Origin of the sequence: Streptococcus infantis ATCC 700779 (assembly GCF_000187465.1) — a bacterium.
Taxonomy (GTDB): domain Bacteria; phylum Bacillota; class Bacilli; order Lactobacillales; family Streptococcaceae; genus Streptococcus; species Streptococcus infantis.
The window spans coordinates 172,856-198,783 of the sequence record NZ_GL732439.1 but is presented as its reverse complement, the minus strand read 5'-3'; the positions used below and the strand labels follow the sequence as shown (position 1 = coordinate 198,783).

At 37.3% G+C, this 25,928-nt stretch carries 24 protein-coding genes and 3 pseudogenes; 7 read left to right on the top strand and 20 right to left on the bottom strand.

The genetic code is table 11. The features are described 5' to 3' along the window. Nucleotides 1–30 precede the first annotated feature (30 nt). Together HMPREF9423_RS03240 and HMPREF9423_RS03235 are read right to left on the bottom strand one after the other, a co-directional pair. On the bottom strand, nucleotides 31–1,080 hold the full coding sequence (locus HMPREF9423_RS03240) for an ABC transporter permease (RefSeq protein WP_006147906.1): 1,050 nt from the start codon (nucleotides 1,078–1,080) through the stop codon (nucleotides 31–33). Next, complete coding sequence (locus HMPREF9423_RS03235) at nucleotides 1,077–1,808, bottom strand: ABC transporter ATP-binding protein (protein WP_006147905.1); 732 nt, start codon at nucleotides 1,806–1,808, stop codon at nucleotides 1,077–1,079. Before HMPREF9423_RS03235 ends, HMPREF9423_RS03240 begins: the two co-directional genes overlap by 4 nt. 67 nt (nucleotides 1,809–1,875) lie before the next feature. Between HMPREF9423_RS03235 and HMPREF9423_RS03230 the strand changes: the two genes are divergently transcribed. The 3 genes from HMPREF9423_RS03230 (at nucleotide 1,876) to HMPREF9423_RS03220 (ending at nucleotide 3,308) form a co-directional block, all read left to right on the top strand. Next, a complete protein-coding gene (locus HMPREF9423_RS03230; protein WP_006147904.1) occupies nucleotides 1,876–2,286 on the top strand; it encodes an HIT family protein in 411 nt (136 codons plus the stop codon). A gap of 9 nt (nucleotides 2,287–2,295) precedes the next feature. Beyond that, on the top strand, nucleotides 2,296–2,583 hold the full coding sequence (locus HMPREF9423_RS03225) for a hypothetical protein (RefSeq protein WP_004251799.1): 288 nt from the start codon (nucleotides 2,296–2,298) through the stop codon (nucleotides 2,581–2,583). Nucleotides 2,584–2,666: 83 nt separating this feature from the next. Further along, the gene (locus HMPREF9423_RS03220) at nucleotides 2,667–3,308 is read left to right on the top strand and encodes a hypothetical protein (RefSeq protein WP_006147903.1); all 642 of its coding nucleotides are present in this window, start codon (nucleotides 2,667–2,669) and stop codon (nucleotides 3,306–3,308) included. A 69-nt stretch (nucleotides 3,309–3,377) separates the two neighbouring features. Here HMPREF9423_RS03220 and dnaJ read toward each other — a convergent pair whose 3' ends face one another. The 7 genes and pseudogenes from dnaJ to HMPREF9423_RS12770 form a co-directional block, all read right to left on the bottom strand. Continuing rightward, entirely contained in the window at nucleotides 3,378–4,514 is a 1,137-nt protein-coding gene (gene dnaJ, locus HMPREF9423_RS03215; RefSeq protein ID WP_004251795.1) for a molecular chaperone DnaJ, read from the bottom strand. Between the two features lie 280 nt (nucleotides 4,515–4,794). Further along, on the bottom strand, nucleotides 4,795–5,238 hold the full coding sequence (locus HMPREF9423_RS03210) for a hypothetical protein (protein ID WP_006147902.1): 444 nt from the start codon (nucleotides 5,236–5,238) through the stop codon (nucleotides 4,795–4,797). Between the two features lie 10 nt (nucleotides 5,239–5,248). Continuing rightward, the gene (dnaK, locus tag HMPREF9423_RS03205; RefSeq protein WP_006147901.1) at nucleotides 5,249–7,072 is read right to left on the bottom strand and encodes a molecular chaperone DnaK; all 1,824 of its coding nucleotides are present in this window, start codon (nucleotides 7,070–7,072) and stop codon (nucleotides 5,249–5,251) included. Between the two features lie 259 nt (nucleotides 7,073–7,331). After that, nucleotides 7,332–7,847, bottom strand: coding sequence for a nucleotide exchange factor GrpE (gene grpE, locus HMPREF9423_RS03200; protein WP_006147900.1), 516 nt, complete (start codon nucleotides 7,845–7,847; stop codon nucleotides 7,332–7,334). A 26-nt stretch (nucleotides 7,848–7,873) separates the two neighbouring features. Continuing rightward, nucleotides 7,874–8,908: a heat-inducible transcriptional repressor HrcA gene (gene hrcA, locus HMPREF9423_RS03195; RefSeq protein WP_006155718.1), complete on the bottom strand. Its 1,035-nt coding sequence runs from the start codon at nucleotides 8,906–8,908 to the stop codon at nucleotides 7,874–7,876. A gap of 162 nt (nucleotides 8,909–9,070) precedes the next feature. Next, nucleotides 9,071–9,583 carry a DUF2812 domain-containing protein gene (locus HMPREF9423_RS03190; RefSeq protein WP_006147898.1) on the bottom strand — a complete coding sequence of 171 codons (513 nt, stop codon included), beginning with the start codon at nucleotides 9,581–9,583 and terminating at the stop codon, nucleotides 9,071–9,073. A 21-nt stretch (nucleotides 9,584–9,604) separates the two neighbouring features. Continuing rightward, nucleotides 9,605–9,822: pseudogene (locus HMPREF9423_RS12770) on the bottom strand (DUF2812 domain-containing protein); the annotation flags it as partial. Nucleotides 9,823–10,176: 354 nt separating this feature from the next. On the opposite strand from HMPREF9423_RS12770, the gene hsdR reads away from it, so the two are divergent. From hsdR to HMPREF9423_RS12195, 3 genes are read left to right on the top strand one after another with little or no spacing between them, the layout of a single operon-like run. Continuing rightward, nucleotides 10,177–12,510: an EcoAI/FtnUII family type I restriction enzme subunit R gene (gene hsdR / locus HMPREF9423_RS03185; protein ID WP_006147897.1), complete on the top strand. Its 2,334-nt coding sequence runs from the start codon at nucleotides 10,177–10,179 to the stop codon at nucleotides 12,508–12,510. Nucleotides 12,511–12,522: 12 nt separating this feature from the next. Further along, the gene (locus HMPREF9423_RS03180) at nucleotides 12,523–13,986 is read left to right on the top strand and encodes a class I SAM-dependent DNA methyltransferase (RefSeq protein ID WP_000029046.1); all 1,464 of its coding nucleotides are present in this window, start codon (nucleotides 12,523–12,525) and stop codon (nucleotides 13,984–13,986) included. Beyond that, nucleotides 13,986–15,551, top strand: a complete 1,566-nt coding sequence (locus HMPREF9423_RS12195) for a restriction endonuclease subunit S (protein WP_006147896.1) — start codon at nucleotides 13,986–13,988, stop codon at nucleotides 15,549–15,551. Before HMPREF9423_RS03180 ends, HMPREF9423_RS12195 begins: the two co-directional genes overlap by 1 nt. Here HMPREF9423_RS12195 and HMPREF9423_RS03170 read toward each other — a convergent pair. The 4 genes and pseudogenes from HMPREF9423_RS03170 to HMPREF9423_RS12580 all read right to left on the bottom strand — a co-directional run. Further along, nucleotides 15,499–16,074, bottom strand: a pseudogene (locus tag HMPREF9423_RS03170) (restriction endonuclease subunit S); the annotation flags it as partial. The gene HMPREF9423_RS12195 and the pseudogene HMPREF9423_RS03170 overlap by 53 nt on opposite strands. A gap of 43 nt (nucleotides 16,075–16,117) precedes the next feature. After that, nucleotides 16,118–16,915 carry a tyrosine-type DNA invertase PsrA gene (gene psrA / locus HMPREF9423_RS03165; RefSeq protein WP_006147894.1) on the bottom strand — a complete coding sequence of 266 codons (798 nt, stop codon included), beginning with the start codon at nucleotides 16,913–16,915 and terminating at the stop codon, nucleotides 16,118–16,120. 56 nt (nucleotides 16,916–16,971) lie between these two features. Continuing rightward, a pseudogene (locus HMPREF9423_RS03160) lies at nucleotides 16,972–18,237 on the bottom strand (restriction endonuclease subunit S); the annotation flags it as partial. Nucleotides 18,238–18,611: 374 nt separating this feature from the next. Further along, nucleotides 18,612–18,761, bottom strand: coding sequence for a cell envelope (locus HMPREF9423_RS12580; RefSeq protein ID WP_080555153.1), 150 nt, complete (start codon nucleotides 18,759–18,761; stop codon nucleotides 18,612–18,614). On the opposite strand from HMPREF9423_RS12580, the gene HMPREF9423_RS12575 reads away from it, so the two are divergent. Continuing rightward, nucleotides 18,708–18,845, top strand: a complete 138-nt coding sequence (locus HMPREF9423_RS12575; RefSeq protein WP_029689678.1) for a hypothetical protein — start codon at nucleotides 18,708–18,710, stop codon at nucleotides 18,843–18,845. The two genes, HMPREF9423_RS12580 and HMPREF9423_RS12575, sit on opposite strands and share 54 nt — an antisense overlap. Before the next feature lie 89 nt (nucleotides 18,846–18,934). On the opposite strand, the gene glnA is transcribed toward HMPREF9423_RS12575, so the two are convergent. The 7 genes from glnA to rsmH all read right to left on the bottom strand — a co-directional run bounded on the left by glnA (nucleotide 18,935) and on the right by rsmH (nucleotide 25,915). After that, a complete protein-coding gene (gene glnA, locus HMPREF9423_RS03155) occupies nucleotides 18,935–20,281 on the bottom strand; it encodes a type I glutamate--ammonia ligase (protein ID WP_006147891.1) in 1,347 nt (448 codons plus the stop codon). A 35-nt stretch (nucleotides 20,282–20,316) separates the two neighbouring features. After that, nucleotides 20,317–20,673 (bottom strand): transcriptional repressor GlnR, encoded by a 357-nt coding sequence (gene glnR, locus HMPREF9423_RS03150; protein ID WP_000659542.1) that lies wholly within the window; start codon nucleotides 20,671–20,673, stop codon nucleotides 20,317–20,319. Between the two features lie 82 nt (nucleotides 20,674–20,755). After that, nucleotides 20,756–21,277 carry an FUSC family protein gene (locus HMPREF9423_RS03145; RefSeq protein ID WP_006147890.1) on the bottom strand — a complete coding sequence of 174 codons (522 nt, stop codon included), beginning with the start codon at nucleotides 21,275–21,277 and terminating at the stop codon, nucleotides 20,756–20,758. Nucleotides 21,278–21,396: 119 nt separating this feature from the next. Next, on the bottom strand, nucleotides 21,397–22,377 hold the full coding sequence (mraY, locus tag HMPREF9423_RS03140) for a phospho-N-acetylmuramoyl-pentapeptide-transferase (RefSeq protein WP_006147889.1): 981 nt from the start codon (nucleotides 22,375–22,377) through the stop codon (nucleotides 21,397–21,399). Nucleotide 22,378: 1 nt separating this feature from the next. Further along, nucleotides 22,379–24,634 carry a penicillin-binding protein PBP2X gene (gene pbp2x / locus HMPREF9423_RS03135; protein WP_006147888.1) on the bottom strand — a complete coding sequence of 752 codons (2,256 nt, stop codon included), beginning with the start codon at nucleotides 24,632–24,634 and terminating at the stop codon, nucleotides 22,379–22,381. A 3-nt stretch (nucleotides 24,635–24,637) separates the two neighbouring features. Then, nucleotides 24,638–24,955: a cell division protein FtsL gene (ftsL, locus tag HMPREF9423_RS03130; RefSeq protein WP_006147887.1), complete on the bottom strand. Its 318-nt coding sequence runs from the start codon at nucleotides 24,953–24,955 to the stop codon at nucleotides 24,638–24,640. Between the two features lie 9 nt (nucleotides 24,956–24,964). Then, complete coding sequence (rsmH, locus tag HMPREF9423_RS03125; RefSeq protein ID WP_006147886.1) at nucleotides 24,965–25,915, bottom strand: 16S rRNA (cytosine(1402)-N(4))-methyltransferase RsmH; 951 nt, start codon at nucleotides 25,913–25,915, stop codon at nucleotides 24,965–24,967. Nucleotides 25,916–25,928 lie beyond the last annotated feature (13 nt).

The window sequence follows — 25,928 nt, the reverse complement described above, 5'->3', positions numbered from 1 at the left end:
AGTTTCCTTATTATTCTACTAATTTTTATGCTATTCGTCAACCAATCTTCTCAGTTGATACGGCAAATAAAGAAATTGCAAGACAAGACTTGCTCCCACAAGTGCTAGAACAAGAATTTTGTCCTTAAAAACAAGCAATCCTATGAGACTTTCCAAGATTAATACAAAGACCCCAATCGCTCTCAAAATTTCCTTCAAGCCTTTCTCTTTTTGCCCCTTACCTCCTGGGAATAATTGCGTCAAATATTGATAGTCAAAGGCATGATAGAGGGCTAGAAGCTGGAATAACAAAAGATAATTGAATAAAATTACAATTGCGACTGCAATCCAAGATTGCTCAATGAAGATGAGAGCGGTCAAAGATAGGATTATGAGTCGCAGACTAAGGGCGAATAAATCTCCATTTCTCAGATAGGAACGAAGATAGAGGTTCTGCCAGATTTTTCCTGGTACTTTCTGAACTCCCTTGAGAATAAAGTCCAGATAAGCTCGGCGCTTAACACTGTTTGAAATTCCCTTGACCTGGGTAAAGAGAGCAAAAAATCGAAGCAAGAACTGCTTACGTTTGCTTTCCTGGGCAATAACATAATCCCAGTCAAGTCCATTTCCAAGGAAAAAATTGCTAGACTTTTGGCGAAAAATCACATATTTTACTATCCCCAAGACAAGGAGATAGACTCCAAAAATCGGCAAACCAAGACCCATGGCTAAGAATAAAGGCGCAAACAGGAGCAAAAAGAGAGTCTGCACACTGACCCAAAAGATGAAAGAAATCAGACTTTGCTTCTGGATGTGTTTTCTCACCTCTTCTTCAGCAACTAAAAGGAATAGTTTGTCAGGCGCTTCTAGATAGGTCGCAATACCACCCCAAAGCAAAAGTAAAATAGATATCATCCCAATCAAAATTAGGATTGGGAAATGATTCTCAGGAAAGTGTTGGAGCAACTGGTTGTACTGGTAAGCCAAAAATCCTAACAACACCAACAAAAATAAGACAAAATGGTCATTGAGCACATAACGGAGATAGCCCAAGCATTCCTTGCGAAATTCCTGCTTTCGTTTTAAAAACAAGTCCTTCATAGCTCCTCCTCTTTGGTCAGAGCCAAATAGATATCATTGAGGCTTGCTTCTGACATATCAAAGGCCTCTCGGAGTTGTTGGAGATTTCCTTTGGCTCTTACTTGACCTTTGTGAAGAATGACAAAAGAGTCACACATCTTTTCAGCAGAATCAAGAACGTGGGTACTCATAAGGATAGACTTTCCTTTTTTCTTTTCCGCTTCTAGAAGTTGAATCAAATCTGAAATCGCCAAAGGGTCAAGACCAAGGAAAGGTTCGTCTACGATAAAGAGACTAGGATCCACTACAAAGGCACAGATAATCATAACCTTTTGCTTCATCCCTTTGGAAAAATGAACTGGAAACCAATCCAATTTTTGATCCAAACGGAACATTTTTAAAAGCGGCTCCACACGTTCAAAAGCAATATTTTGCTCGATACCATAGGCCATAGCAACTGTCTCAATATGCTCTTTGAGAGTCAATTCTTCATACAAGCTAGGAGTTTCAGGGATATAACCAATTTTCTTGCGATAGCTCGTAGCATCCTCTCCTAGAGTCAATCCGTCAATCTTAATCGCCCCACTATATGGCGTCAAAAGACCAATAATCTCATTGATAGTCGTAGATTTCCCCGCACCATTCAAACCTATCAAACCTACCAACTGTCCGCTCTCAACTGTAAAGGACACATCTTTCAAGACAGGGACATGAACATAGCCTCCTGTCAGGTTTTTAATTTCTAACATATTTTCTCCGAATCTGGTATAATGTAGCTATATTATATCAAAATTCAATACACTAGAGGTGGTTTTTATGTCAGATTGTATTTTTTGTAAGATTTTAGCAGGAGAAATCCCTGCAGCCAAGGTTTATGAGGATGAGCAAGTCCTTGCCTTTCTTGATATTTCTCAAGTAACACCTGGTCATACCTTGGTCGTACCTAAAGAACACTATCGCAATCTTTTAGAAATGGATGCTGCGAGCGCTAGCCAACTCTTTGCAAAGATTCCGGTTATTGCTCAAAAGGTCATGAAGGCTACCCAAGCTGAAGGCATGAATATCATCGCCAACTGCGAAGAAATCGCTGGACAAACCGTTTTCCATACCCATGTCCACCTCGTTCCTCGTTATGGTGCCGATGATGACCTAAAAATTGACTTTGTTGCCCATGAACCTGACTTTGACAAACTTGCCCAAGTCGCTGAAACGATCAAAAATGCTTAAGGAGTTCCTATGAAACTATCAAATTTACTACTTTTTGCTGGATCAGCAGTCGGATCTTACCTCCTCGTTAAAAATCGTGAAGTTATCACTGAAGAAGTTTTAGATACAACTGATCGCGTTGAAGCAATCAAAGGTGATTTAGATGTTATCCAAAATAGCTTACAAATTATCAATCAACAAAAAGAAGTCATCAAGGAGTATCAAGAAGACCTCACTTACAAATTTAAAGTCTTAGAGAAAGACCTCCAAGCAAGACTTGCTGTGATAAAAGAACTACGAGAAACTGAAGAAAACTAAAAAAGAAAGCATCCAACTTTCCTTATATCCCCTTAAATCCATCTTGGATTACCAGCTCCTAACAGAAAAGGGAGGGACTAAACATGAAACAGTTTTTAAAAGTCATCTTGATTATTTTTGGTTGCTTCTGTCTTTTTGTAACCCTAGCATTTCTACTTGTGACCAATCTTTTCAAGGCTTCATCAAGTGACATCCGAGAAGGAAATGAAACCTTAAAACAAATCTTTATCTCCCTTGACCTGCCTCCTGAGAAAGTTGAATCAAACGGACACTATCAATACGAGGGGGGAGGCTTGGATTTTTATGTGACTTTCTCAGATGAGGTCATCAATAGCCACCCAGTCCTTAAAGAAAGTCCAAACCTAACTAAAAACCGACTCAAAGTCTATGTCTTAAACACAGGAGATATCTCCTATCACTCAGTAGAAGATAACTTATTCAATCATGGTTTAATACAATTTTTAGAGGAGGAAAGTAGGAATTATTTACAAGGAATCGGAAAGAAACCAAATCCTAATTACTCAATTCTATATTGGAAGGATCAGGAGAGCCTAAAAAAGGGTGTCGCATTCTATGAAAAAGCATTGACCTTGGTAGATATTCAGGATAATTCGGCGATTAAGCATATTGATACTGTCACCGTGAAACCTGGTAAAGAAGCGGAAATCAAGCAACTCATCCAGGAAATGGATGAAGCCGGCCTGCTCACTCAAAAGTATCAATAGCAGATCAGTCAGAGAATCTTTTCTCCGTTACTAACTACAAACAAAAAAGAGCCTTATGGCTCTTTTGTTTTATTCACCCTCAAAGGCATCTTTTATATGGTCAAAGAAGCCTTTTTTCTTTGGATTGACTTTCAAATCACCTGCAGCTGCGAATTCTTTCAAGGCTGCTTTTTGGCGATCGTTCAAGCCTGTCGGAGTCACGACATTAACCGTCACGTATTGGTCACCAACAGCACCACCACGAAGGCTTGGAGCTCCCTTACCGCGTAGACGGAATCGTTTACCGGTTTGAGTTCCCTCTGGAATCACCAATTCAACATCACCGTGAACGGTTGGGATATCGACAGTATCACCAAGAGTTGCTTGGACGATATTGAGGTTTAACTTGTAGAAAATAGTTGTTCCTTCACGCTCAAATTTATCGCTTGCTTCAACAGAAACGACTACATACAAGTCTCCATAAGGACCACCGTTAAAGCCTGCTTCCCCTTGACCAGCTAGACGAATTTGTTGACCAGTTTCGACACCTGCTGGAATTTTCACATGGACACTGTGGGCTTGTTTTTCATGACCTGTTCCATGACATGTTGTACATGGATCTTTGATTTCTTTTCCGCGACCATGACAGACATCACAGGTTACTTGGCGACGCATCATACCAAGCGGTGTTTGAGTATCGACGTTGATAACACCAGAACCGTGACAGCGTCCACAAGTAACTGGACTTGTTCCAGGCTTAGCACCTGATCCGTTACAAGTACGACAGCTTGATTCACGATTGTATTTGACTTCTTTTTCAGTACCAAAGATGGCTTCTTCAAAAGTCAAATTGACGCGATACTGGAGGTCATCACCTTGACGAGGAGCGTTTGGATTGCGAGAAGAACCGCCTCCGCCGAAAAAACTTGAGAAGATATCTTCAAATCCACCAAAACCACCTGCACCATCGAAGCCACCGAAACCGCCTGCACCACCAAAGCCACCGTTGGCTCCAGCCGCACCATATTGGTCATAAGCTGCCCGCTTTTGTTCGTCACTTAAAGTCTCATAGGCTTCTTGAACTTCCTTGTACTTTTCCTCAGCACCAGGTTCTTTGTTGATATCTGGGTGATATTTTTTAGATAATTTCCGATAGGCTTTCTTAATCTCATCTTGAGATGCATTCTTTGAAACGCCCAAACGGTCATAAAATTCAGTATTGTTCATTTAAGATACCAAGACCGTAAAATTCGACTGAAAAATAGGAAATCTGACGCAGGAGCGATGCTCCTAGACAGATTTATCTTTTTTCCGAGAATTTAGGTCGGGTTCAGTTCCTTTCTTTCATATTGAGTAAGAAACTTAAGAGCTCGAGTTCAATTCCCCGAACGCTCTTTGTTCCTTTCTATTGATATTGTGAATCAAACCCAACATCAATCAGGTTTATTCCCTTTTTACCGAAAAACAGAGGCTGGGTTGCAACCTCTGGATTTTTCAATTTATTCAACTAAAGTTCATAGTTTTCTAAAAACAAGATTGCTTTGTTTAAAGAAATAGATTTTTTTCTATTTTTACTATTTTTACTTTGCTTACCTAAATAATAAACCGTTACAATAACAAACAATCCTCCTATAACTGTTCCAATTAAAGCTGCAGCTAAATTATTATTCTCTAATTGCAAATTTATCGCAACCGTAGTCGTTAAATGGACCATAATAGCGGGTAAAAAAATCCCAAAAAGCACATTGTTAATTATATTTATACCATATTCTTTATATTCATGCTCAGCAAGAATATTTACTTTATATTCCTCTAATCCTTCTTTACTATCTTGAAATTGTGTTTTAATTTGATTCTTGAGCTCATTATAATTTTCATTTGCCAATTTGACAAACGCCTCATATTGTTGCTTAGAATCTTGTGATTCAAATAGATTAATATTAGTAACCATTGTTTTTTCCTTATTTTTCCGTAAACTCTCCGTCTACGACGTCATCACCTGCGTTTCCTGTTGCTTGTGCGCCTTCTGCTCCTGCTTGGGCTTGTTGCGCTGCTGCGGCTTGTTCGTAGAGTTTCACAGCAAGTCCTTGAGCTTTTTCGTTCAATGCTTCAAGTTTTGCTTTCATTTCGTCCAAGTTGTTGTCTTCTTGAGCTTTCTTAAGATCATCAAGGGCAGCTTGTGCAGCATCACGTTCTGCATCGAAGCCCTTGCCTTCAGTTTCTTTGATTGTCTTTTCAGTCGCAAAGATAGCTTGGTCTACTTCGTTACGAAGGTCTACTTCTTCTTTACGTTTCTTATCTGCTTCAGCGTTTGCTTCTGCATCTTTCATCATGCGGTCAATTTCTTCGTCCGTCAAACCTGAGTTAGATTGGATAACGATTGTTTGTTCTTTTTGAGTTCCAAGATCTTTGGCTTTAACAGATACGATACCGTTCTTATCGATGTCAAATGTTACTTCGATTTGTGGAATACCACGAGGTGCAGCTGGGATATCTGTCAATTGGAAACGTCCAAGAGTCTTGTTATCTGCTGCCATTGGGCGTTCCCCTTGAAGAACGTGGATATCAACGGCTGGTTGGTTGTCTGCTGCAGTTGAGAAGACTTGTGATTTAGATGTTGGAATTGTTGTGTTGCGGTCGATGAGTTTTGTGAAGACTCCACCCATTGTTTCGATACCAAGTGACAATGGCGTTACGTCAAGAAGGACAACGTCTTTCACATCACCAGTGATCACACCACCTTGGATGGCAGCACCCATTGCAACTACTTCGTCAGGATTCACTGATTTGTTTGGTTCTTTACCAGTTTCAGCTTTAACAGCTTCAACAACGGCAGGGATACGAGTTGAACCACCGACAAGGATGACTTCGTCAATATCTGACAAGCTCAAACCTGCATCTGAAAGGGCTTGACGAACTGGAATTTTTGTACGTTCTACAAGGTCACGAGTCAAATCGTCGAATTTAGCACGAGTCAAAGTCATTTCCAAGTGAAGAGGTCCAGCCTCACCAGCAGTGATAAATGGCAAGCTGATTTGAGTTGAAGTCACTCCAGAAAGGTCTTTCTTAGCTTTTTCTGCTGCATCTTTCAAACGTTGAAGAGCCATCTTGTCGTTTGACAAGTCGATACCATTTTCTTTCTTGAATTCTGCTACTAAGTAGTCGATGATTTTTTGGTCAAAGTCGTCACCACCGAGTTTGTTATCCCCTGCAGTTGCCAATACATCGAAGACACCATCACCCAATTCAAGGATAGATACGTCAAATGTACCACCACCAAGGTCGAATACCAAGATTTTTTCTTCTTTGTCAGTCTTATCCAAACCGTAAGCAAGAGCTGCTGCAGTTGGTTCGTTGACGATACGTTCTACTTCAAGGCCAGCGATTTTACCAGCGTCTTTAGTTGCTTGACGTTGAGCATCGTTAAAGTAAGCTGGAACTGTGATAACAGCCTTGGTTACTTTTTCACCAAGGTATTCTTCAGCATAACCTTTCAAGTATTGAAGGATCATAGCTGAAATTTCTTGTGGAGTGTATTCTTTCCCGTTAGCAGAAACTTTTTCAGAAGTTCCCATCTTAGATTTGATAGAGATAACTGTATCTGGGTTTGTGACTGCTTGACGTTTTGCAGCGTCACCAACGATGATTTCACCGTTTTTGAAAGAAACTACAGATGGAGTTGTACGATTTCCTTCTGGGTTTGCGATGATTTTTGATTCAGTTCCTTCAAGAACTGCTACTGCTGAGTTTGTTGTACCTAAGTCAATACCGATAATTTTAGACATGTGTTCTTCTCCTTAAATTTTATATTCTATTTTTGATTTTTCTTAATATTCCCCTTAAGTGGTGGGGACGTGAGCAACTCCCTTCGGGATTTCATCACTTATTTTTGAGCCTATTGTCTCAAAAATCCCCTGTTTCAGTAGCACAAGCTACTGAAATTTTCAACACAGCAGGAAATATTTTCCTTGCAAGCCTCCGGCTTGCCTCTTATCTTTCTTCATAGTTTAGTGTCGTTTCGGACAAGTTTTTAAGTTCTCTAGCCTAGTTATACACAACCACCATGGCTGGGCGTAGGATACGGTCATGTAGTTTGTAGCCTTTTTGAAAGACTTGTGCGATGGTATCTGCCGGATGCTCATCATCAGCTGGAACTGTTTGAATGGCCATATGGTAATTATGGTCAAATTCACCGTCCGCTGGAATTTCTTCAATTCCTTCTTCTTTCAGAGCGTGAATCAAGCTTTCTTGGACCATTTCTAGTCCTTTTTTGACATCATCTGTCAAACCTTCAACAGCAAGAGCTCGTTCAAGGTTATCAAGCGATGGCAAGATTGCTTTTGCTAAATCTTGGCTACGATAACGTTGCAAAAGTTGGCGCTCTTCATTGGCACGACGCTGAATGTTTTGCATTTCTGCGTGGGCACGAAGATATTTGTTTTCAAACTCCTCGGCACGTTCATTAGCCAAGTCCAATTCCGACTTCTCGGGAGTTGTTTCTTCTACTGGTTCAACAACTTCCTCTTCTTTTACTTTTTCATTTTTTATATCTTGGGCCATTTTCGCCTCCTTTAATGATTTCAATCTTAATTCACTTCATAGTGATTGCTGCTGAGATAGCGGTAAAAATCCGTCAACTTCATAGTCAAAACTCGATTGACAACATTAAGTTGATTAACCAATTGTTGATAATCCAGATTTATCGGTCCTATAATCGCAAGAATTCCAAACCCACGATAGGGAATCAGGAACTTACTGCTAATCACTGCTAAGTCAGCAAGACAAGATTCTTGGCTATCAGCCACTCGGACACTTTGCATCTGGTCGCCAATCAGATTCTCTCGAATTTCCAAAGCTACCTTTTGTGGCTGATCAAAAAATTGATAGGCCGCTAAATTAGCGAAATTCAAAAGATTGACTTTGCCAGAAACCACGATATTTTCATTGAACATTTCTTTGAAGATATGCTCAATAAGATCCATAACATTATCCGTTGTTGTGAAGTAACGTTGGATAATTTGCGGAATCTCCGTCCGAATCTTGTAGTGAATATCCAAAACAGTCTGATCCAGGAAACGTTCTTGAATCATGGTCTTGAGGCGGTTCAAATCCTCCTGCAAGAAATTTCTCGGAATCAAAAACTGACTGGTAACTGTTCTAGACTCATCAAGCGTAAAAACAGCAAGAGCTGTATGTTGCCCGAGGACAACAATATCAAAAGCTGTCAGCTTCTGCCTACTTGGTTCTACATCCAGCGCTACAACCGTACAACCACTCAAGTCTGACAAGATTTTCGTTGCCTCTTGAAGAATATCCTCAAGCTTGAAGAATTCTTGATCAAAGGCTTTTACAATCTCATAAACTTGATTCTCGGCTAAACGGTCGAAGGATAAGGAGTGTTTGACATAGTATTGAAATCCAGCCACACTCGGCATCCGACCACTGGAAGTATGTGCCTTTTCAAGCAAACCTTGCTTTTCTAGAGCTGCCATGTCATTTCGAATGGTAGCACTACTGGAGTTAATAGACTCTTGCAAGGCTTTAGATCCAACAGGTTCGTGCGTTTTGGTAAAGATGTCAATAATCAGATTTAAAATATTCTGCTGACGTTCCGTAACCATCTCGTCACTCCTCTCTGATAGATCTTTTTTAGCACTCGACGCATCCAAGTGCTAACTTATGATTCTATTATACACCCTTAGAAAAGAATGTCAAGACAAAAACTCAAAAAATTAGCACTCTTTTATCAAGAGTGCTAAAAATCAGTCTGAGGACCTAGAAAATCATCTTACATTCACAAGATATTTCTTTTTAAGTCTGTAAAAACTATAGATTAGATAGGAAATCATGAGGGCATAAAGGGCAAAGATAAGGAAGAAAGACTGAGAGAGACTTTCGCGAAACAAGCTCATACAAACAACTAGACCGCCAGAGATAGAAACTGTAGATGTACGAAGTCTAGATTTCACATCAGCCCATCGAAGACGATTGTCCATGAAAGAATGATCATTTAAATCTACATCACAAGTTGCTTTTTGAAAAACAGTATAAGAACAATTTTTCACATATTCCCATCCTCTATCCTTAATATTTTGTAAATCTACCTCATTTTTTCTAAGGTTGCTAGTATTCCACACACGGTAAATCACATCATCTGGTCGGCATGGTTCAAAATAGAAAAAGCCAAAACGATTCGATTTAAATTTCCAACCTTTCAAATGCATCTCATGCAAATAATCTTCTACCTTATCCAAATCAAAAATGGTAAACATTCGAAATTGTACTTTGCTATTCATTGTCTAACCTCCAAAATGGTTTTATTTATCAGATAATTCTCTCCACTTTTGAAACAATCTCCAAAAAATATAAAAAATCTGAATCGTGAAAACTATCAATAAAGTACAGTCTATGATAACAATCAAAAACATTCCCCAACTGAAAGAACTACCTCCACTGACAAACTTTGAGAAAACCGGTAGTAGCGTAAAAAGAGAAGCAAAATAGGAAGCATCCGCATTGTTAAAATCCGTTTGACATAAAAAAATCTTTATTTAAACAAAAATATTATGGTAAAATTTACGCCAATTTTTGAACGGCTGATGTAGATATTTTATACTTTCAAAATGTTTAAATGTGATTATTTATTTTTGAAAAATAGCTCACCAGCCCGACTGAAAGTGCTTGTAGAATGATAATAAGTCGCCTGCCGAAAACAGCGAAAAATAGCGGTGTTATGCGGAGATAATCTGACTCGATGCTAAAGTATATTGTATACTTATTTTCAACAATTTAGCAGAGTATTTTTATAAATATGATATAATAGAAGTATAATTTGTTCTGATAGTTTATTTTATGGAGGAGTAGATTTTTAGAATGCGGAGGGTTCAATATGGTTGAGTTTATAAAGTCTAAGAAAGAAATGAGTGAGGAGGATATTAAAGCAAATTTCATCACTCCTGCTATTGTATCCAAAGGATGGAAAAATGGTGAGCATATCGCTTACGAAGAATACTTCACTGATGGTCGAATTGAGGTTAGAGGAGATAAGGCTCGACGTAAAGAAGGAAAAAAATCAGACTACTCACTGTATTACCAATTTGGAACTCGAATTGCAATTGTTGAGGCAAAGGATAATAAACACAGCGTTCGAGCAGGATTACAACAAGCTATTGAATATGGAGAGATTTTAGATGTTCCATTTGTTTATTCTTCGAATGGTGATGGCTTTATTGAACACGACCGTATCACGAGAGAAGAACGTGAACTGGAGTTAGACGAATTCCCTACTCGTGAAGAATTATTTTCTCGTATGACGAAGGAAAAAGGATTGACGTACGAAATTACAGAAGCTATCTCAACTCCATACTATACAGACGCCTTCTCAATGAAAACGCCACGCTATTATCAGCAAATAGCTATCAACCGTACTATTGAAACAGTTGCCAGAGGACAAAAACGAGTAATGTTTGTGATGGCAACAGGAACGGGGAAAACGTTCATGGCTTTTCAAATTATTCATCGCCTTCGAAAAGCTGGTTTGGCTAAACGAGTTTTATTCTTAGCGGATAGAAACATCTTAGTAGACCAAACGATGGCTGAAGACTTTAAGCCATTCGAAAAGGTAATGACGAAAATTACACCAAAACTTTTGACTGCTCCTGAAAAATTAAATTCTTTTGAAATTTATCTGGGGCTTTATCAGCAACTAACTGGTGAAGATGGAACTGAAACACATTATCAAAAGTTCGACAAAGATTTCTTTGATTTAATCATAATTGATGAAGCGCACCGTGGCTCAGCTAAGGAAGACAGTAACTGGCGCAAGGTGATTGATTATTTCAGTTCTGCTACACAAATTGGGATGACCGCTACTCCTACAGAAACCAAGAATGCTTCCAATATGGAATACTTTGGTGAGCCAATCTATACTTATAGTTTAAAACAGGGAATCGAGGATGGTTTTTTGGCTCCATATCGTGTTATGAGGGTTAATTTAGATGTGGATGTGGATGGTTATCGTCCAGAAACTGGAAAAGTTGATACTAACGGACAATTAATAGAAGATAGGTACTACGGCAGGAAAGATTTTGACAAAACCATTGTCATTGATGATAGAACGCAAAGAGTTGCCAAGTTTGTTTCTGATTATATGAAGCAAAACAATGCACGATTTGATAAGACAATTGTTTTTTGTGTTGATATTGACCATGCCGAGCGAATGCGTGCTGCGCTTGTAAAAGAGAATCTAGACTTAGTCCAAGAAGACTATCGTTATGTCATGCAAGTAACTGGTGACAACGCTGAAGGAAAAGCTCAACTGGATAACTTTATGGATGTCAATTCTAATTTTCCCGCTATTGTAACAACGTCTAAATTATTAACGACAGGAGTTAATGCTAAAACATGTCGTTTGATTGTTTTAGACTCTAATATCCAATCCATGACTGAATTTAAACAAATTATTGGTCGTGGCACACGTCTTTATCCTCAAAAGGGGAAAGAATTTTTTACGATTATTGATTTTCGAAATGTTACCAATTTGTTTGCTGACCCTGATTTTGATGGTGAACCAGTGAAGGTTCTGGAAACGGGCGCAAAAACAAACAATGGTACTACACCTGGTTTTGTAAACGAAGGTGGTGACCCAGTAGAAAAATATATCGTTACAGATAAGCAGGTTACCATTCTTAATTCTACTGTTCAAGTATTGGACGAAAATGGGAAACTGATTACCGAAAGCCTGACCGACTACACTCGGAAGAATATCTTAGGTAGCTACGCCACTTTGAACGATTTTATCACAGTTTGGCATACGGCGGATAAAAAGAAGCTTATCTTAGACGAACTTTATAAAAAAGGAGTTTATCTAGATGCTATTCGAGAGTCGGAGGGAATATCAGAACAAGAAATCGATGATTTTGATTTACTCCTAAAACTTGCCTATGGTCAAAAAGAATTAACCAAAACGGAACGTGTCAATAAACTCAAACAAAGCGGATATTTATATAAATATAGTGAGGAAGCGCGTGCTGTTTTGGAAATTTTACTGGACAAATACATGGATAAAGGTATTGGAGAACTCGAAAGCATTGAAACATTAAAACTTCCAGAATTTCAGATATATGGTGGAACCTTCAAAATCATCAATACTTATTTTGGAGATAAAAAACGATATTTACAAGCAATTAAAGAATTGGAGAAAGAGCTATTTACAGTAGCTTAATGAAAGGAAAGTATGTCAATTACATCATTTGTAAAAAGAATTCAAGATATCACTCGAAACGATGCTGGTGTTAATGGTGATGCTCAACGTATTGAGCAAATGTCTTGGTTATTATTCTTAAAAATTTATGATAGCCGTGAAATGGTTTGGGAATTAGAAGAAGACGAGTATGAGTCAATTATCCCAGAGGAATTAAAATGGCGGAATTGGGCTCATGCTCAAAATGGGGAACGGGTATTGACAGGCGATGAATTACTTGATTTTGTCAATAACAAGTTATTCAAAGAGTTGAAAGAGCTTGAAATAACTTCAAATATGCCTATTCGAAAAACGATTGTTAAATCAGCTTTTGAAGATGCGAACAACTATATGAAAAATGGCGTCTTGTTACGCCAAGTCATCAATGTTATTGATGAAGTTGATTTCAATAGCCCTGAAGATCGTCATTCGTTTAATGATATTTACGAAAAAATTCTTAAAGATATTCAAAATGCTGGCAACTCAGGAGAATTTTATACGCCACGTGCAGCGACTGATTTTATCGCCGAAGTTCTTGACCCAAAGCTTGGAGAATCAATGGCAGACCTTGCTTGCGGAACAGGAGGCTTCTTAACTTCGACTCTGAACCGTTTAAGTAGTCAACGTAAAACTAGTGAAGATACCAAAAAATATAATACAGCTGTTTTTGGTATTGAAAAGAAAGCATTTCCTCATCTTTTAGCAGTTACAAATCTGTTTCTTCACGAAATCGATGACCCTAAAATTGTTCATGGAAATACTTTGGAGAAAAATGTTCGTGAATATACGGATGATGAAAAATTTGACATTATTATGATGAATCCACCTTTTGGAGGGTCAGAATTAGAAACAATAAAAAATAACTTTCCAGCAGAATTACGGAGTTCTGAAACGGCTGATTTATTTATGGCTGTCATTATGTATCGTTTGAAAGAAAATGGTCGTGTTGGAGTTATTTTACCTGATGGTTTTCTATTTGGTGAAGGTGTAAAAACTCGCTTGAAACAAAAACTGGTAGATGAGTTCAACTTGCATACGATTATTAGGTTGCCTCATAGTGTCTTTGCACCGTATACAGGAATCCATACGAACATTCTTTTCTTTGATAAAACAAAGAAAACAGAAGAAACTTGGTTTTATCGTTTAGATATGCCAGATGGTTATAAAAATTTCTCGAAAACTAAGCCGATGAAGTCAGAACACTTCAATCCTGTTCGTGACTGGTGGGAAAATCGTGAAGAGATTCTGGAAGGTAAGTTCTACAAATCTAAATCATTTACACCTAGTGAATTGGCTGAGTTGAATTATAATTTAGACCAGTGTGGTTTTCCAAAAGAGGAAGAGGAAATCTTAAATCCCTTTGAGTTGATTCAGAATTATCAAGCGGAAAGAGCAACTTTAAATCATAAGATTGATAATGTATTAGCTGATATTTTGCAGTTGTTGGAGGACAAATAATGACACCAGAACAACTTAAAGCAAGCATTCTCCAAAGAGCGATGGAAGGGAAATTAGTGCCGCAAAATCCCAATGACGAACCTGCAAGTGAATTGTTAAAGAGAATTAAAGCTGAAAAAGAAAAACTTATCAGTGAAGGAAAAATCAAACGAGATAAAAAGGAAACCGAGATATTTCGTGGTGATGATGGGAAACATTATGAGAAGTTTGCTGATGGAAGTATAAAAGAGTTTAAACATAATATACCTAAAGGATGGGCCATAGTTTATTTACCAGACATTTGTGCATTAGAGGACGGCTCAATAAAAAGAGGTCCTTTTGGTAGTTCTATAACAAAGTCAATGTTTGTTCCGAAAGGAGAACATACATATAAGGTTTATGAACAAGGTAATGCTATAAGAAAAACTATAGATTATGGAGACTATTGGTTAAAAGAGAGTGATTATATACGTTTAAAAAATTTTTCAATAAAAGCAGGAGATATTTTAATATCTTGTGCAGGTACTATTGGAGAAATCTTTCAAATACCTTCAAATTATTATAATGGAGTTATAAATCAAGCATTATTAAAACTTACGTTAAACTCAGATATAATAGATTCACAGTATTTTAAATGGATGTTTACGAGTTTGATTAATACACTAAAAGAGCATTCTATAGGTTCAGCGATAAAAAATTTAGCTTCAATAAAATTTTTAAAATATGAAGTTCCTATGCTATTGCCTCCGCTAGCCGAACAACAACGAATAGTAGAAGTAATCGAATCAGCTTTAGAAAAAGTAGATGAATATGCTGAGAGCTACAATCAACTACAAAAGTTAGATAAAATTTTTCCAGATAAACTAAAAAAATCTATTCTTCAATATGCTATGCAAGGAAAATTAGTAGAACAAGACCCAAATGATGAACCAGTCGAAGTTTTACTTGAAAAAATACGAGCAGAAAAACAAAAACTCTTTGAAGAAGGCAAGATTAAAAAGAAAGATTTGAAGATTTCAATTGTTTCCCAAGGAGATGATAACTCTTATTATAAGCAGTTACCGAGAAACTGGATGCTTTCAACTCTAGACAGCGTCTCCAATCTCTACACTGGAAATAGTATTAACTCTACTGAAAAGAAAAAATATTTTTCTGGAGTAGATGGGATTAATTATATTGCTACCAAGGATGTCAATTTTGATAATACCATTAATTATGATAACGGCATTAGAATTCCCGATAACTATTTGTCAAAATTCAAAATTAGCTATTTCAATTCTGTATTGCTGTGCTTAGAAGGTGGCAGTGCTGGACGCAAAATAGGACTGTTGAAACAAGATGTCTGCTTTGGTAATAAGTTGTGCAATTTATCATTTTACTACGGAGAAAATAAATTTCTTTATTATTTTCTTCAAAGTCCACAATTTTTAAGTGATTTCCAAAAAAATAAATCTGGAATAATTGGAGGTGTTAGTAAAAATAACTTGGGGAACATATTGATTCCTGTATTACCTAGGAATGAACAAATGCGTATTACTCAGGGAATTGACTTACTTTTTCAAAAAGTTTCTCAACTTTCTGAGTAATAAGTTCCTGTACCTCAAAAGGAGCTAACGGAATTAATAGCTCGCTCAGTGTAGTTTTAGGAATATTATATAAAGCTTGACCTGATAGTTTAGTTATTGATTTCAATTGTTTATAAAATAACGGAGAGGACAAGTTAAATAATAGAAATTTTGAAGTAATCTCTGAACTTTCGAATGGTGTTAATTGGAAAATAAATCCACCAGCCACAACACCATCATAATCTTTATCGATTCTTGCAAACTTTCCAATATGTTCTAAAGAGGTTGATACAGGTGTTATTAGCTGATTATGTTTTAAATAAACTTGCTCAGAGGAGATGAATTGTGTATCAATGTAGTAATCATTATCTAAAAGAGAAAATTCTAAAGGCTTAATATTACCACCACGTATAATTCTAACACCTTTATTATTAATGCTTAAATCGCCCTTCTTGTAAGAAAGACCTGTATTTATTGAAAAAATATCTTTTATTTTTATAACAACCCAATTCATAGGTATATTCCCATAATAAGAGCCATAATCACAAAAAAATAGCAGATAGTCAATTTGACCACCTGTTATTTTTTTACCAATTAACAATTTTATCTACAATATTTTGTTGTTCGGTAGCTGTTTTTCTTAGATAAATTCGAGTAGTTTCTATACTTTCATGCCCCATCAAATCTGCTAGCAAAGCAATATCGTTATACTTCGCTAAAAAATTCTTAGCAAATAAATGTCTAAAAGAATGAGGATAGACTACTTTAGAATTCATTTTGTATTTATCTGCATAATTTTTTAACTGTTGAGCAACTCCTCTTGCTGTAATTGGTTCGTTAAATTTATTCAAAAATAAATAACCACTTCGGCGATTTTCTGATTCTAACCAACTAAGACAACTATTTCTTAATTTTTTAGGAATGTACAGTCTACGAATTTTACCACCTTTTGAGTAAATGTCAAAATAACCGATTTCTACATGCTCTACTTTTAGTTTAATAAGTTCACTTACACGAGCCCCAGTTGCACCTAAAAACCAAACGACAAAATGCCATTTTAAAATACCATCTTTTTTCAAACTACGTTTAAGAAAAAGGTAATCAGCATGGCTAATGACATCTTCTAAAAACGGTTTTTGCTGTACTTTGACAAATTTTAATTTCAAATCATCATGACCAATAAAGACCAGATATTTATTTACTCCTTGTAGGCGCAAATTGACAGTTTTAGGTTTAAAATTGTCTAATAAATATCCCTTGTATTCAAATAAATCTTCCATTTTGAGTTCGTAATTCTCCAAGAAAAATCGAACACCATAAAGGTACGAACGCACAGTATTTTCAGCTAAACCATCTTTCTTCAAATGTAATTCAAAATCTTTCAACGTAAAACTCCTATCTTATGTTTGATAGAAATTCCACCGCACGTAAAACTATTATACTAAATTAGTCGATTAATTTGTGAGAATATTTGAGTGATTTTACTTGATATACGTTTTTGTTCTTGGATTGGAGGAAGGGCGACTATAAGTTCTTTAAATAATGTTTTATTAAGATGAGGGATCGCAGATCCAGTTTTTGAATTTTTTAAAAGTTCTTTTTTACTGTCTATATATAAATCTATATATTTCTTTGACCCAGCTTCTAGATAGTGAATTTTCTTAAACGTTGACCCCATATATCCATCATGAGGTATTATAAATAACTCTCCTGAATTTTCTCCATCTACAAGAATTACTGTATCTTTTGAATGTACTTTATTGCCTTTTTCTTTAAATTCAGCATCCTTAATCCCTCGTAAAGTCTTTACATCCCAATAAATAAGACGTTCATTTTGTTGTTTAGTTCCATTATCCAATTGCAATAAATTTTTTAATTTAAAAAGTTGCCAAGTATTTGGTACTTCCTCATAATAAGAGTTATCATCTCCTTGGGAAACAATTGAAATCTCTAAATCTTTCTTTTTAATCTTGCCTTCTTCGAAGAGTTTTTGTTTTTCTGCTCGTATTTTTTCAAGTAAAACTTCGACTGATTCATCATTTGGGTCTTGTTCAACTAATTTTCCTTGCATAGCATATTGAAGAATAGATTTTTTTAGTTTATCTGGAAATTCTTTATCTAGCTGTTCTAGTCTATTATAACTTTCAGCATATTCATCTACTTTTTCTAAAGCTGATTCGATTACTTCTACTATTCGTTGTTGTTCGGCTAGCGGAGGGATAGCAATTAACAATAGATTAAAATTATAATCATTGATTGCAGGATAACTTGTTCCAGTAGATTTATTATTAACACGATTGATAAAATTATCTGATAATAAATAATATTTCAAATATGTTTCGTTAAGTAAAGTATCCAAAACAATAAATGCTGTACTAGCTATCAAATACTCTTTAAGTTCTCTAACTACAGCAATATTTTTTAGATATGGTCTAACTGTTGAAAATAAGACACTATTCTGCGAAACTAATTTTCTAGCACGGGAAGGAGCTTGTTCAGGTGAAAGATATTGTAGATTTTTATAGTTGATTATATTCTTTTTTCTATCAATACTAGACGTATCTATATACCTAAAGAATTTCTCTGGCTTATTTTGCCCAAAATTCCAATAAATTGATTTTATCCTCACCCACTTCCAATTCTCAGGAATATCATAAGGAACATCAATTTCTTGAGTGCTTCCATCAGCAAACTTCTCATAATGTTTCTTATGTGCTTCAAATATATAAAAAGGCGTAAAAATATGCCTATAGATAATGGAGTTAAAATAGGTTTATTGTTGATGAGATTGTAGATAGTTTAATTTTTTACTTCCAAACGAATATTCAAAACCTCCACTTTTTCTGCCTATAGTTGTTCGTACTAAAATTCAATATTTTCAGGTTTTTTCGTTTAGCAACCTCGGCAGAAATATTCTTCTGGTCGTTCAAGATTCAAAAATCGACAAGCATAAACAAAACGATCGCCATCATCATTTATTGGGATAATATAGTAGATTGAAATAAGATGTGAACAAATCGATTAGGAAAGTTAAATTAATTTCTAGAAATGTTTTAGCAGATGCAGTGTACTATTCTAGTCTCAATTCACTATAGGTTCAAATATATCTTTCAAAAAAATATTTACAGATGTGTAATTTTGAAGCTTGCAAAAGTTAGTGAGCTTGTAGATTTCGATTTGAGGCAGTTTGTTTTCTTTCCCGATATTGTTTTCAAAATTGAATTTTTCTATAATGACTCCTTGGTTTTCTTCTACACGTTTGATGATAGATTTAATTTGCAAAAGAATCAAGAGGATTTTTCGAAAAATAAATAGCGACCGAAATCGCTAATTTAGGGGTTATAAGTATTCGATTGCTTAGACTGCTGTATGACTGCTTACCCTCAGACAATCTTTCTTCTCTATTAGTAAAGGTCTAAATAATTATCAATTTCCCATTGTGAAACGAAGGTTGCATAGCTTGCCCACTCAATTCGTTTGGCTTCAAGGAAGCTAGTGTAGATGTGTTCACCTAGAGCTGCTTTAACCACTTCGTCTTCTGTCATGGCCTTCAAAGCGTTGTGAAGAGTTGATGGAAGGTCTGTGATGCCAGCCTCTTTACGCTCTTCTGCAGTCATGATATAGATGTTTTCTTCGATTGGCGCTGGTGCTTCGATTTTGTTTTCAATACCGTGCAAACCAACTTCCAAAAGAACAGCCATTGCGATATATGGATTTGCCATTGGGTCTACTGAGCGCAATTCCAAACGTGTTCCCATTCCACGAGTAGCAGGAACGCGCACCAACGGTGAACGGTTACGACCAGCCCAAGCGATGTAAACAGGTGCTTCATACCCTGGAACCAAACGTTTGTATGAGTTAACTGTCGGGTTCATGATAGCTGTGTAGTTGTAGGCGTGCTTGATCAAACCACCAAGGAAATGATAGGCTGTTTCTGACAATTGCATTCCTTTTGGATCATTTGGATCAAAGAAGGCGTTGTTCCCTTCATCATCAAACAAGGACATATTGCAGTGCATTCCTGAACCAGCGATACCAAATTTAGGTTTAGCCATAAAGGTTGCATACAAACCATGTTTACGCGCAATTGTTTTTACAACAAGTTTAAAGATTTGAATCTTGTCACAAGCACGAAGAACTTCATCATACTTAAAGTCAATCTCATGTTGACCTACGGCAACTTCGTGGTGACTAGCCTCTACCTCAAATCCCATTTTAGTCAGGACATTTACAATCTCACGACGGGTATTATCGGCAAGGTCTGTAGGCGCCAAATCAAAGTAACCACCCTTGTCATTCACCTCAAGAGTTGGGTCTCCATTTTCATCAAGCTTGAATAGGAAGAATTCTGGTTCCGGACCAAGGTTGAAAGATTTGAATCCAACTTTCTCCATGTGATGAAGAGCTCGTTTAAGATTGCTTCGAGGATCTCCAGCAAATGGCACTCCTTCTGTTGTATAGACATCACAGATCAATCCTGCGACACTACCGTTCTCATCTCCCCAAGGGAAGACAGTCCAAGTGTCCAGGTCAGGGTACAAGTACATATCTGATTCATTGATACGAACAAACCCTTCAATAGAAGATCCATCAAACATAGCCTTGTTTGACAAGACCTTGTCTAGTTGTTCATCTGTAGCAGGAATTTCGACGTTTTTCATTGTTCCCAAAATATCTGAAAACATGAGACGGATAAAGGTTACATTTTTTTCCTTAACTTCACGACGAATATCTGCAGCTGTGATTGGCATGGTTTTTCTCCTTATATATGACGACTTGCGGTTGCCTAACCGCGACCAAAAGGTGATTGTTGAGAAGCAAAGCGACTTTGTTGAAGAACTTCATTCCGAAGGGCACGACGAACCTCAGTTTGACTAACTGGTTTCTTGGCTTTCGCCTCACGTTCGGCATATTTTTTCTTGATAGCAGCAATGTTCAGACCTTCAGAGATATAGTCCTTAATCTCAAGCAACCGATCCATATCATTTAAAGAATACATCCGGCGGTTACCTTCGTTTCGATCAGGTTTTATCAACTCCTGATCTTCATAATAACGAATTTGACGCGCCGAAAGATCGGTCAGCTTCATAACACTACCAATGGGGAAAACTGCCATATTGCGACGAAATTCTTTTTCCTTCATGTGCACTTCCTCTTCTTTCTGTCTATTATAGTCTAAAAAAATTCAATCGTCAATTGTTAATGTCATATCTTATGACATTATTTTATTTTTTCTGTATGAGACTCCGCAAGCGATCAATATCATAATTTACTAGAATTGCTACAAAAACACCCATAAAAGTCTCAAAAACTCGAGCAAACACGTACAAAACAGTCTCTCCGCTCGGAATTGATAGGGTAATAATCAACATGGCTGCAACTCCACCGATGACTCCCGACTTATTATTCATGGCGACATTTGTCATAATGGTTAACATGGTACAAATCGGAACAACCAGGAGAGTTACCAAAAAGGCTCCATGAAAAAAATTATTTAGGAGGAAGAAAATGAGTGCATAAAAACCACCGATGCTATTCCCTAAAATACGAGAAGTACCAAAATGAACACTCTTATCAAAGTCTTCTCTCAAACTAAAGACAGCCGTTAGCGCTCCGATTTGAAGTCCCTTCCATCCAAAAAAACCAAAAATCATAAGGACCAAAAAAACAGCGATTCCTGTTTTAAACGTTCGCATCCCTAACTTAAACTTAGATTTGTCAAATGTATACTTTTTAAAATAACTCATAATCTCAACTTTCTTTTTTCCATTTTACCATATTTTTACTTTTTTTGAGAAAAGGATTCAAAAATAGAAAAAGAGAAGGGAAAAATCCTTCTCTTTTTCTATGATTTATCATTCTATTTTTAGAACAAGTACATAATAGCTAACGTTAGAAGACTAGCAAGCAAGCCCACTCCCCAGAAGAAGAAATCGACCTTCCACTCACTCCAGGCTTGACCTTTACCTGAAAATCCACCCAACTCAAAATGGTGATGAACTGGTGTCATTCGGAAGATACGTTTTCCGCCACTCAACTTAAAGTAGGTAACTTGCATCATGACAGATGTTGTTTCAAAAACATACACTATACCAATCAGGAGTAGCGTCCATTCTTGGTGCAGCGCCATAGAAATAGCGGCCAACATTCCTCCAAGAGCAAGACTTCCGACATCTCCCATGAATACCTTAGCAGGCTTATGGTTAAAGACAAAGAAACCAAGAAGACCACCAATCATGGCAAGAATCACTAAGAGAATATCCAATTGATTTTGTACATAAGCAATGACTCCGTAGGCAGATAGGCTAATCACTACTGAGATACTTGCCAAGCCATCAATTCCATCAGTCAAGTTAACAGCATTTGAAAAACCAACTAACCAGAAGAGAGCAAAGAAAATGTAAAGAAAGCCTAAGTGCAATGGATACCCAAATACATTTAAGACATCCCCGCCTCTTTCATAAAAGAGATAGAAGATAACTCCTCCTACTAATTGAAGCAAGAACTTTTGTTTAGGATTGAGCCCTTCATTGATTTTACGAAAAACCTTGAGGAAATCATCTAAGAAGCCAACCAAACCATACAAAACGAGAATAAAGAGGATCATTCCAACATTGTTGGTTAGTTGATTAGTAAAAAGTGCAAGAACTAAACTAACTAAAACGCTTGTTACGAGGAAGACAATTCCTCCCATTGTCGGCGTCCCAGCTTTTGCCTGGTGTTGCTTAACATCCTCATGCATCTGTTGACCAGTAATCTGTGCTTTACGGTAAAAACGGATAAAAGCTGGAATTCCTACCACTGTAAGAACAAAAGTAAGGATTCCAGAAAAGATAGAAACTAGCATTCTAATCTCCTAAAGTTATTTTTATTTTCTGTATATTTTTTAAAGCTGTATTGGTACGAACACTTTGTTTTTTTACAGTTTCTCCTGTACCTTCAAATTCAACTTCGATATCCAGCCATTTTGCAAAAGTTTCGACATTCTTCTTAGACCAACCATACAAATCAGGCATCTCTTCTACCTTGTCAGAAAGGAGTAAGATCTGCGCATTTGCGTCTAGATTGGTTCCTTCTGCCACTGAACTTTCTTTGATTTTCGTTCCTGAACCGATAACGATTGGTTGAACAAGGTTACGTCGTAGTTCTTCTGCCAAATCTCCAGGGCTATAGTCTTTTGTCGAAGGCATAGCATAGTTAGTCGTAGTGGTAACCTGATCCAGACTTTTAGCAGTTGATTGAAGATTGAGAGATTCTTTCATCGCAGAAGCACGCTCCAAGATTGGGGTGGTAAATTCTCCCAACTGGATACCTGAATAATGTTCAGGTTGTTGAACCGTTACATACAAGATAAAATCAGGATTTTCAGCAGGATTCATAGTCACAACTGAGAAAATATAATTGGTAGAACCAACCAAGTATCCTCCATTTTTCTCATCAGCGATTTGGGCTGTACCAGACTTGAGGGCTACATTTTGTCCAGGAACTGTTATAATTGGCTTTCCTGTGTAGTGATTATACATAGTTCCATATAGAGGGTCCGTCCCAACTAAGATCATGTGATTTCGAGTTGTGCTTGCTGTCTCTTTGGAAACAGGATTTCCTACTATTTCTTTTTGTGACTTACGTACAGACTGATTGTTAGTATCATAAATAGCACTTATAAATTTTGGCTCCAGCATAACTCCATCATTAGCAATAGCTGTAAAGGCACGAAGCATTTGTGTTTGTGTCACTGAAATTCCTTGCCCAAATGAGCTTTGAGCAATACTAACAATATTATCAGCTGGAAGTTGACCAGCGTATTCATCTGTCAAGCCAAAGCGAGTTGGAACCCCAAATTTAAAGCGTTTTAGATAATCCAACCAAGTAGCATCTCCCATTTTTTGTTCAAGTAGACTCATTCCAACATTACTGGAGTGAGCGAAACCTTGTAAGAAAGTCATCATCCCACCAGTAGTCAAACCATCATTAACATCCCAATCTCGAGTCGTCGCATCCGCCATTTTAAATTCACTGCTATTGAAGTATTCTCCACTTGGGAAGGTATTATTATCAATAGAAGAAGCTAACGTCATAACCTTCATGGCTGATCCTGGTTCATAGTTACTTTGATAAAGAATATCACGCCAAACAAAGTCCTCAGTGATTCCTTCTTTAGTATCTGCATTAAAGGTAGGTCGTTGGGTGGTAGCGAGGATTTCACCGGTCTTTGCACTGACCAAGGTCGCTGTCATATACTTGCCTTTTACTTTCTCTTGAAAGGCATCCATTTGACTTTCCATAAAGGACTGCAAAGGACTAGATAGGGTCGTATAGACGTCTTTCCCGTTTACGGTCTGTTGGGTGACTTGTTCTGTACCAGGAACGATATTACCTAGACGGTCTTTTTCATAGGTAATAATACCATCTGTCCCTGCTAACAAGCTATTCAAGGAGCTTTCAATACCAGATGTTCCAATAAGACTCTTTGAACCATCTTCATTTTCATGGAGCTGGGCTAGACCAATGAAGGATGAAGCAAATTTCCCATTTGGATAACTTCGATTGGGGCTTGTGGTAAAATCCACTCCCTCAACCTTGGCAGCTTCTAGATCCTTTTTTATGGACATCATATTTGCGTAGGTAATCCCATTTCCTTTAGTACCAAAGGAAACCTGTTTGAGATTGGGTTGAGAGAGTTGATCTTTGACATAGGTCTCCTCCATATCCAAGTACTTATGGAAAATTTCGGCTACCTTATTGTACTGAGATTCCTCAACATATAGAATATCTCCATTCGCAGACTTATAATCCTTATCAATGACCGCATAAACATTGTAGGAGGTTGCATCTTCTGCAATCGGAGTTCCATTACGATCATAAATGGTTCCCCTCTTAGCAGGGACTGTTCGAGTTGTTTGATGAACCTTATATGCTTCTTTGACCAGGTCAACACCAAACTTCTTTCCCGTACCAATAATCACCGCAAAGTTAACCAAAAAAACAGCAAAGAGAATGACAGCCAAGAGACTAAGGCTTTTCCCAACTCGTCTGCGGTTTTCTAGAGGAGTTCTGCGATTCTTAATGGCAAAGTGTACTATTTTTTCTTTCCATGTTTTCATATATTACTCCGCCGATCGGATATTTCCATTGTTTAATTGCAACTCTTGCGAGTCTGCAATTCCTGTCAAGCGTTCTGATCGGATCAATTCATTAACTTCTTGCTTGACATCATCTAGTTCGGTCTTCTTTTCTTCGATTTGATTATTAACTGTTGTTAACTCACTCTGAACTTGCAGGAGCTTTGTTTGCATATAGACAACACTTACTGCTAAGATCAGGGCTGTAATGGCAATCGAAAGGTAAAAGGCCTTCTCAACACGTGAAAATCTCTTGATACGAGCTTGCAGTAACTGGCTCGTCGTTTCTCTTTTGTCTACCATTTTATCCCCTTACTTGTGAATTTTTCGAGCTACTCGTAGCTTGGCTGAGTGGGAACGATTATTGGCTTCCAACTCCTCCTTGCTTGGTAGAATCGGCTTGCGAGAGACTAATTCCATCTTAGGCTTGAGATCATCCGGGATGAATGGCAAGCCTTTTGGAACCTTCACTGTCGAAACTTCCTTAAATAGTTGCTTAGTCAAGCGATCTTCCAGCGAATGGAAGGTAATCACTGATATTCTGCCATCTAGAGCCAACATATCCATAGCCTGCTGGATTGATTCATCTGCAGCACCCAGTTCATCATTGACCTCTATACGGATAGCTTGGAAAATTTGTTTGGCTGGGTGACCTTTTTTCTTGAGCTCCTTTGCCGGTTTGGCAGATTTAATAATCTCTGCCAATTCGGTTGTTGTCTCAATCGGTTTCTGTTCACGCGCCTGTTCAATTTTTCGAGCAATCTGTTTGGAAAACTTGTCCTCTCCATATTTGAAAAAGATTCTTACCAAATCATGGTAGTCGTAGTGATTAACGACTTCATAAGCGGTCAAACTAGCTTCCTGATTCATGCGCATATCCAGCGGTGCATTCTTCTTATAGGAAAAACCACGTTCACGCTGATCCAACTGCGGGCTTGACACACCTAAATCATAACAAATTCCATCAATTTCAGTCACACCTAAGTCATGTAAGCGGTCCTTCAAATGACGGAAATTATCCTTGATGAAGGTGACCATTCCCTTTTCGATATAGGGAGCCAATCGTTTTTGCGCATTATCAATGGCATTCTGGTCTTGGTCAAAGGCATAGAGATGCCCTTTCTCGCTTAACTTACTTAATAAATACTCGCTGTGTCCTGCTCCTCCCAAGGTCGCATCAACGTAAATACCATCAGGTTTTACATCTAGCATATCAATGGTCTCATGGAGCATGACCGTTACATGATGAAATTCTTTTGTCATATCTTATCTATTT